Here is an 8026-nt window from a genome sequence, read left to right as displayed (position 1 = left end):
CTATCCGAAGGCGATTCATCACCCACCTACTCATTGGGCTATGCCCTGCACGTTCCTTGAGGTGGGTGTCTTCTCGCCTAAAAAGATAAAAATAAAGAAGATAGGCACAAACTGTTCCCTTCCGTAAAAGCACGACTTGTTCAACCAATAGTAAACGAAAAATAGAGAAAGTTTCTCTTTTATTCAGGTCTTTTTCTCTTCTATTTTTTACACTTCTTGTAAAATGCTACATAAATAGAAGAAAGCAGCCTATTCATGGCTGCTCAACCGTCTTGTTTTTTATATTATACCATAGCCTTTAGATAAAATCCTGCTTTTTACGAAATGGATATTCTCTGTCCTGGCTCATATTGTAAGTAGTGATCTGGATTTGTGCTTAGCAGGCGCACAATCGAATACGATTGATCTTTTTCTAAGTTCACTACCATTTCTACACCACTTACATGAATAACTTTTTGCCCTTCATTTTGCGAATAATCTGGTGGATAAATGAAATGTTCCGGCATCATTGTGTATAAAATCATTGTAACAACTTCCCATCTTGATTTTTCCCTGTCGCTCTCATATCGATCAATGCATTCAATTTTTGAATCGCATCTCCTATTCCTCCCACATCATCGATTAAGCCGTATTTCACCGCATCGCCACCAATTACATTTGTTCCAATGTCACGCGTTAAATTTCCTTTTGCAAACATAAGCTCCTTAAAACGATCTTCTGTCACTTTAGAATGCTTTGTTACAAATCGAATGACACGTTCTTGCATTTTATCCAAATACTCAAATGTTTGCGGCACACCAATGACAAGTCCTGTTAAACGAATTGGATGAATCGTCATCGTTGCTGTTTCTGCAATATAAGAATAATCGGTCGACACAGCAATTGGGACACCGATGGAATGGCCGCCACCTAACACAAGAGATACTGTCGGTTTTGAAAGCGATGCTACCATTTCGGAAATAGCTAGTCCCGCTTCAACATCTCCACCGACTGTGTTCAGTATTAATAATAACCCTTCGATTTTCGGATTTTGTTCGATTGCGACGATTTGCGGAATGATATGTTCATATTTCGTCGTCTTATTTTGTGGTGGCAATTGAACATGCCCTTCTACTTGCCCTACAATTGTCAAACAATGAATTTTAGACTCATTCATTTGCGGCACGTTCGTTTGACCTAGCTGTTGAATCTTCTCTATTACTGATGCTTCTTTCGCATCTCCTTTTGGTTCAGCTTCCGTTTCTTCATTTGTATAACGTTCATGCTCTGTCATATCGCATCCCCTTTCGCTCGTATACACCTATTATTTCTTAAGTTGTAAATTTCATTCGAGAGGGATGAAAAGAAAAAAGGTCACCCGCACATTATATTTAGGTCATAGATGTTAAACTCAATAAAATCAAAGGCAGGAACATATTTGATATGTATAAAATATTCCTGCCTATTTTATTATGTGGAGTTCCACCACATCCATCAACTTAAGAATTTAATAACACCCATAAAACAAATTCTGATCATTTATAAAAAAGTTTGATAATTATTAATAAAGTTTGATAAGAAATTCTGTTAGTTAAAGTTTCTTATGCAACTAACGGGGCAGTTTAGTTCGAAGCTGTCAGTTGCCGAAAACTTTATTTTATTTCCGACAAAGAAAAAACCCAATGCAATTACATTGGGTTTAAACATTGGTACAACCGCGTTCGCCAAGTAACCGAGTCAATGTAGCCCCATCTTTCACCAATAAAATACATAAGATTTGGGATGCCCTACCTTTCATCATGGAGAGTATGTAACTGTTGTCTTGAGAGCCTATGGGGTATACCTTTCCTGTAAAATTTGAGCTCAGGGCATTGGATGTTTAGCAAAGAAAACAAATATGCATAATTTTCTATTTTTATCCATACCACGCTAACGGGAGCTTTAGTGGAATAAGGAGCCTTAAAATAATCAAACTTTATTCCAAAGCTACATTTGGGGTATTTGCTTTTCTAAGCTTGATTGTGATAGACTACTGCCAGCATTTCAGAAAAAAAACATGTTAAGCAAAAAAATACAATAAGCTGCCCCTATCAGCAGCTTATTTACATAATTTTCGTTATCAGAAGTTATTTGATGATTTGTTTTCTATTTTGTTCTTTAACTCAAGTCCTTGGGCAATATGAACAATTTCTTTAATAACAGAATCAACTTCTTCGTTGTTTTTAATTGTAAATAGATGGTCTGCTTCACCTTCTACTGGATCTACTATATCTTCATTAAGAGATTCAGCTTGTTGTCGAATAAGAACTTCCTCGAAATTTGAGTAGGCTCCTCTAAATATATTCGTACTACGCTTGCTTTGAGTAACTCTATCTTGGAGTACATCATCTGGAATATCAAAATTAACAAGAATACGAACAAACTGATTTTTAGTAAATAAATTTTCAAGTAAGTTCAATCGGCTTTTTTGACTTCGATTTGAATTACAAACAATAAGATGTAAATCAGTATTTTCTATGGCGTAATCAACTATTAATCGAGAGATAGCGTGTTTAAGAGTATTAGGTCCTTGTTTTGGTTGCAATTTTTCATAAAAAGTATTTATAAATTCTGCGTGATTGTCTTGGTCCATAACAAAAGAGTTATTTAACTCTTTTTCTAGTGCTTTTGCAAATGTAGTTTTCCCACTATGAGTTTTACCTACTGTCATAATCACTAACTTTTTCACAACTTCAACCCCTATTGAACTTTGTTTTTCAATTTAATTTTATCAAATTAAATATCCAAAGAAGTAATGTATATCATATTCATGCTAGGTTAACATAACGTCTCATTATTGGTAGCAAGAAAAAGGCGAATCCTTACTCTTAGAATGAATCCCCTTTTATATTTTCTATAACTCTATTCATCTTTTATACATTCCTATCTCGGTATGGGTTTTAGAGGTCTCGTTTGTTACTGGATTAGCCGAAAAGCTGTATAAAATCTTGCATACCCTTAGCGTATTTTTTTAAAACGGGCAATCCTCTAATATGTGTGGTCTTGCTTTATAACTTCGAAAAGTAATCAGTAAGCTTTTCATTTTCTCTTTCGCGTAATCGCTTATTTTCCTCTTCGAGCTCTTTTTTTCTTTTTTTCAGCTTTTCAATCTTTCTTTTAAGAGATGCAAGACATTTTGATTACTTTCATCTCGTTTAATTCTAGAGTCTACAAATGCTTTTTCTTGTTGATTCCGTAAGAATTTAATACGTTCTTTAAGTTCTGGGTGATTATAAAGCGTAGCTTTACTTACACCAGCTTCTTCCGCCACACTGTTAAAGTTAATTGTCTTAGAAATCTTTGTTAAGCGTTTAATAGCTTCCTCAACTTTAACTTTGGTTGTTTGCTTTCTTTTTTCGTGTAACTTCCTCAATTGTTCTTCACGGTTAACACCTTTCCTTTTCTTGCCCTCTAGCTACCTTTTTATACGTTCAAAACGTCCAAAAATGGCATTTCCTTTTTTAATGGTTTTATAAATGTTTTTGTATCTTTTTAAGTTCCTTTCGTTTGCTTTGACCATATCTTGGCGACCATATTCCTTTGAAACTTCAATTATTTTAGTTGTACTTTCTATATGTAGCTCATATTTTTTTACATCAAAGCTTGTCATACCAACCGATAAGTCAAAACAAGGTTTTCCATCGTTTGCTGTAAGGCAAGGGGGCTCTACTGCTAATGGACAATTACCATTAACTCGAGCACGACACATCCCGTAAAAAGGTGTAAACACATTTTAGACTATCATTTATATGTTGCTTTGGATTAGTTTTTTTATATTTCAAATTATTTTTTGCATAATAATGAAGATACTCTAAATAGTTCTCGATATGCTTTCTTGTAAGAGTATTTCGATTACTCCAGTTAGGTTCTAGTTGACTGATAAAATTTAGAAATCTTGAAACAAATCTTAGATAATTCATAGCTGTACCCACCGAAAATTTCTTTCCGCCTAGTAATCTAATTTTAATCTAGTTTTAATATATTTTTTAAAATGCTGTTTAAAAACATCGTTATGAATAGTTGTGAAATGCTTCGTCAGGGATCCCTAAGGCAACATCGTCCTTTTAGTTATCTATTTTGGGTCCAATTTTAAACGCATGAGCTGCTTTTTCCCAATTCTCTCGGATTGCACCATAAGAAGGGTGAACATATAGATTGATTGTTGTTTGGACTTGCGAATGTCCCAAACACTCTTGTACCATTTTAATATTTTTCGTTTCGAGATAGTAAATAGTTCCGTGTGTATGACGAAATAAATGTGGGGTTATATGAATGCCGTTTTTTCTCTCAATCTCTTTAAAAGTGACATATACATCCGAATAGGTCATTGGTTCACCAGAATTTTTCCCAAGAAGCTTTACAAAAACAAAATTATGATCCAGATTATAGTCATCATATAAGTTCATTAATGACTGAGAAATATCTAATTCCCGAGATTCTGCTTTTAACTTACCGCCATTAGGTAATTCCCCTCTATCTGTTAATTTGAGCTTATGTTTTCTTTGTTTAGCATCAAATTGAAAATCTTTAAGGAATAAAGAGATAGCTTAGCCAATACGTAAACCAGTTTCAAAAAGCAAAAGAACTAGAAATCGATCTCTAATATTCATAGTTAAATGATAGATAGTTTCAACTTGTTCTTTTGTAAATATCTTTGTTTTTTCTTTGGGTTCTTTTTCTTTATTATGTTTTTGGGGTAACTTTGTAAGGAAATGATCTTGTTGTTCCTACATGGGGTTCTAAGCCAGGTCACATAGTTAGATAAAGTCTCAAAATTGACTTGTTGGTAATCAATTTTTATTTATTGTAAGTATGTAAAATAGTGTTTTAAAGCCGTACAGTATGTCTTTAAAGTATTGCTTTTACTCTCTTTGTTATAGAGATGTTTCATATACTTAGCTACTGATACAACGGGTACTCCTTTCGAATTTAGTAGAAGATATGCCTTTCTATTACCAATGGATATTTCTTGAACTCTCATTAAAACACCATCCCATCCTTTGTCTATCTTTAAGAGTACCTCTGATTGTTTTTTAAGGTCCTCGCACTGAAATTTTTCCCTCCTCCAAAAACCAAACAAACTATTCAAATTACACACCTATATTATACTAATTAAACTAAATATTCAATCTTTACTTCCCCATTCATTATATAAATAAAAAAGGATAATCAGCCCTCATAATGGACTAACTATCCTGTAATTTATTATCTAAATTTAAAGTAAAGGTAACCTGTTACACTTCCATAATAATCGGTAAAATCATTGGTTTTCTTTTCGTTTCTTCATATAAGAATTGTCCTAATAGTTCACGAATGTTTTGCTTCAACATAGACCATTCAATCGAATATTCTTTAATAGACTGTTCTACAATTGTACGTACAATGTCTGTAGATCTTTCAATTAATGCCTCTGATTCACGAACATAGACAAATCCGCGTGAAATAATTTCTGGACCAGAGATTATTTTTTTCTCTTCTTTTCCAAGCGTTACTACAACAACTAAAATACCATCTTGTGATAACATTTTTCGATCGCGCAGAACGATGTTCCCAACATCTCCTACACCTAATCCATCAATAAGAACATTACCTGCTTGTACTTTGCCAGCTGGTTTTGCCTCATCACCTTCAAAAGCAATTACATCACCCTTATCGACAATGAAAATATTTTCTCTTGCAATACCTACATCTTCAGCTAAATACGCATGTGCTTTTTGCATACGGAATTCACCATGTACGGGTATAAAATATTGCGGTTTCATTAAATTTAACATTAATTTTAATTCTTCTTGACTACCATGACCAGAAACGTGTACTTTTCTTTCACCATAATAGACAACTTCCGCACCGGCTCTAAATAATAAATCGATAATTTTAGATACCGACACTTCATTACCAGGAATTGGAGATGCTGCAATAATAACTGTATCTCCTTTGCGAATGGAAATTTGTTTATGAGATTGCTTTGCCATTCTTGAAAGGGCTGCCATCGGTTCACCTTGGCTACCTGTTGTTAAAATTGCCACTTTCTTCTCCGGGAAGTTCTCTACTTCTTGCAATGAAATAAGCATGCCATCCGGCACATCTAAATACCCAAGACGTCTTGCAATATCTACTACTTTCACCATGCTACGACCAACAACCGCTACTTTACGTCCTGTTTCAGCCGCTGCATCAAAAACTTGCTGAATACGGTGAACATTGGATGCAAAAGAAGCAACAATAATGCGTCCTTCTGCGCCATAAAAAACTTTTGATATTTCCATACCAACTTCTTTTTCAGAACCTGTGTAACCAGGTCGTTCCGCATTCGTACTATCAGATAATAAGCAGAGCACACCTTCATTTCCGATTTTTGCCATCTTTCCAAGATCTGCTCCGCTATTACCAATCGGTGTTTGATCAAATTTAAAATCTCCTGTATATACAATCGCACCTTTTGATGTATGGAAGCATACACCAACAGAATCAGGAATACTGTGCGTTGTTCCAAAGAATGAAACCGTTGTCGTATTAAATTCAACTTCCGAATTTGAATCAATTGTTTTTAAGTCTACACGACCAAGCATTCCTGCTTCATTCAGCTTTTCTTGAATTAATCCTACCGTTAACTTGGTTGCATATACCGGAATGGAAAGCTTACGCATTACATAAACAATTCCACCAATATGGTCTTCATGACCATGTGTAATAAATAAACCTTTTACTCGCTCTTGATTTTCTATTAAATATGTAATATCAGGGATTACGATATCAATTCCAAACATCTCATCTCCTGGAAACATTAAGCCTGCATCGACGATAAAAATTTCGGAATCAATTTCGACGCAGTACATATTTTTTCCGATTTCACCTACTCCACCAAGAGCAAATACCTTTACAGAATCAATCTCTTTTCTCTTCATGTTGTTGCCTGGTTTAAAAATCTTGTAAACACTGATTTCACTAAAATTGTAGAGACACCAGGGAAACTCTACAACCACCATATATTCACCGTCCAAGACGAATGTCCTTACCGTTATGCGATATCATGTTCTTTTTCATTTTTTAAACCAGGTTTCACCTCTCTTTCATTTATATAAATCAAATATCTTATGCGATATCATATGAAAATGCCGTTGAATTGTATTTTTTTCCACTTTTGCTAAGCATACCCGTACTAAGCTACTTAGCCATATTATAACTGATATAAGAATTGGAACACAAGTTAAATCGTGAGAAAGAGAGGAAAGCAGACAAATTCCAAATAAAATATTCCTTTACGTTCGGCAGGAAAACAATCATCTCACGGGAATAAAAAAGGAAAGGGGAGCCATTTACATGGATTATTTCATTTTCGAATCGCTTCCAAATAAAAAGATACAAGAGGAAATCATTCGAATGATTGAATAAAACAAATGCAAAATAAACCAAAGTTACTCATCAATTTAGCTATGCACAATCAACAAGTAGTCGGTTATAAAATCGGATATGAACTGAATAACGAAATGTTTTATAGCTGGTTAAGCGGCGTTGCTGATCAGTATAGAAATCAGAGGATTGACTCTAAGTTAATGAAAGCTCAGCATCAGTTATTAAAAGAAAAGGGGTATTCTATCGTTCAGACGAAAATGAAAAAGAAATGGCGTAATATGCTCATTCTCAATATAGAAAGTGGCTTTGATATTATCGGGACATATACGAATGAGAAAGGAGAACCTAAAATTATTCTTCAGAAACGTTTATTATAAATGTAATTTTTGTTTCAAAATAAAAATGACCTAGCTGAAAACTGAGGCCACTGAAAAAGTCCTCCCAGTTTAAAAAGCGAAAGCTTTCTCGATATAATCGAGGAAGCTTTCGCTTTTTTCATGTATAATGATTGTACTAATTCTAGGTGGTGTCTCGGATGATTTCTAATCAACAATCTCTTAACCTCAGTCCATTTATGGCGATTTACGATATCGTTGTACCAAAGGATAATATGCTTCGTCAATTGAATGAACTGGTAGACTTTTCTTTTGTTTTA

The 8026-nt window shown here is 34.3% G+C and carries 6 protein-coding genes and 2 pseudogenes; 1 reads left to right on the top strand and 7 read right to left on the bottom strand.

Annotation, left to right across the window (positions count from 1 at the left end):
* Positions 1-317 precede the first annotated feature (317 nt).
* From MR056_RS21335 to MR056_RS21300, 7 genes and pseudogenes are all read right to left on the bottom strand, one after another.
* On the bottom strand, positions 318-524 hold the full coding sequence (locus MR056_RS21335; protein WP_012094887.1) for a YlzJ-like family protein: 207 nt from the start codon (positions 522-524) through the stop codon (positions 318-320).
* On the bottom strand, positions 521-1273 hold the full coding sequence (locus MR056_RS21330; RefSeq protein ID WP_012094888.1) for a ClpP family protease: 753 nt from the start codon (positions 1271-1273) through the stop codon (positions 521-523). Before MR056_RS21330 ends, MR056_RS21335 begins: the two co-directional genes overlap by 4 nt.
* A gap of 825 nt (positions 1274-2098) precedes the next feature.
* On the bottom strand, positions 2099-2707 hold the full coding sequence (locus MR056_RS21325) for an AAA family ATPase (RefSeq protein ID WP_048724469.1): 609 nt from the start codon (positions 2705-2707) through the stop codon (positions 2099-2101).
* Between the two features lie 319 nt (positions 2708-3026).
* A pseudogene (locus MR056_RS21320) lies at positions 3027-3391 on the bottom strand (DUF6262 family protein).
* 42 nt (positions 3392-3433) lie between these two features.
* Positions 3434-3748 (bottom strand): hypothetical protein, encoded by a 315-nt coding sequence (locus tag MR056_RS21315; protein WP_048724471.1) that lies wholly within the window; start codon positions 3746-3748, stop codon positions 3434-3436.
* 334 nt (positions 3749-4082) lie between these two features.
* Positions 4083-4999 (bottom strand): annotated as a pseudogene (locus tag MR056_RS21305) (tyrosine-type recombinase/integrase).
* Between the two features lie 253 nt (positions 5000-5252).
* Positions 5253-6923 carry a ribonuclease J gene (locus MR056_RS21300; protein WP_041809900.1) on the bottom strand — a complete coding sequence of 557 codons (1671 nt, stop codon included), beginning with the start codon at positions 6921-6923 and terminating at the stop codon, positions 5253-5255.
* Between the two features lie 492 nt (positions 6924-7415).
* On the opposite strand from MR056_RS21300, the gene MR056_RS21295 reads away from it, so the two are divergent.
* A complete protein-coding gene (locus MR056_RS21295) occupies positions 7416-7748 on the top strand; it encodes a GNAT family N-acetyltransferase (protein WP_048724474.1) in 333 nt (110 codons plus the stop codon).
* Positions 7749-8026: the final 278 nt, after the last annotated feature.

The sequence above is a fragment of the Bacillus cereus group sp. BfR-BA-01360 genome, assembly GCF_022663595.1.
In the GTDB taxonomy this organism is placed as follows: Bacteria; Bacillota; Bacilli; order Bacillales; family Bacillaceae_G; genus Bacillus_A; species Bacillus_A cytotoxicus.
This window is presented reverse-complemented; position numbering and strand designations above follow the sequence as displayed.

Coding starts and splice junctions, on each gene's coding strand:
- MR056_RS21295 (WP_048724474.1), top strand. CDS start 7,416: ATGCAAAATAAACCAAAGTTACTCATCAATTTAGCTATGCACAATCAA.
- MR056_RS21335 (WP_012094887.1), bottom strand. CDS start 524: ATGATTTTATACACAATGATGCCGGAACATTTCATTTATCCACCAGAT.
- MR056_RS21300 (WP_041809900.1), bottom strand. CDS start 6,923: ATGAAGAGAAAAGAGATTGATTCTGTAAAGGTATTTGCTCTTGGTGGA.
- MR056_RS21330 (WP_012094888.1), bottom strand. CDS start 1,273: ATGACAGAGCATGAACGTTATACAAATGAAGAAACGGAAGCTGAACCA.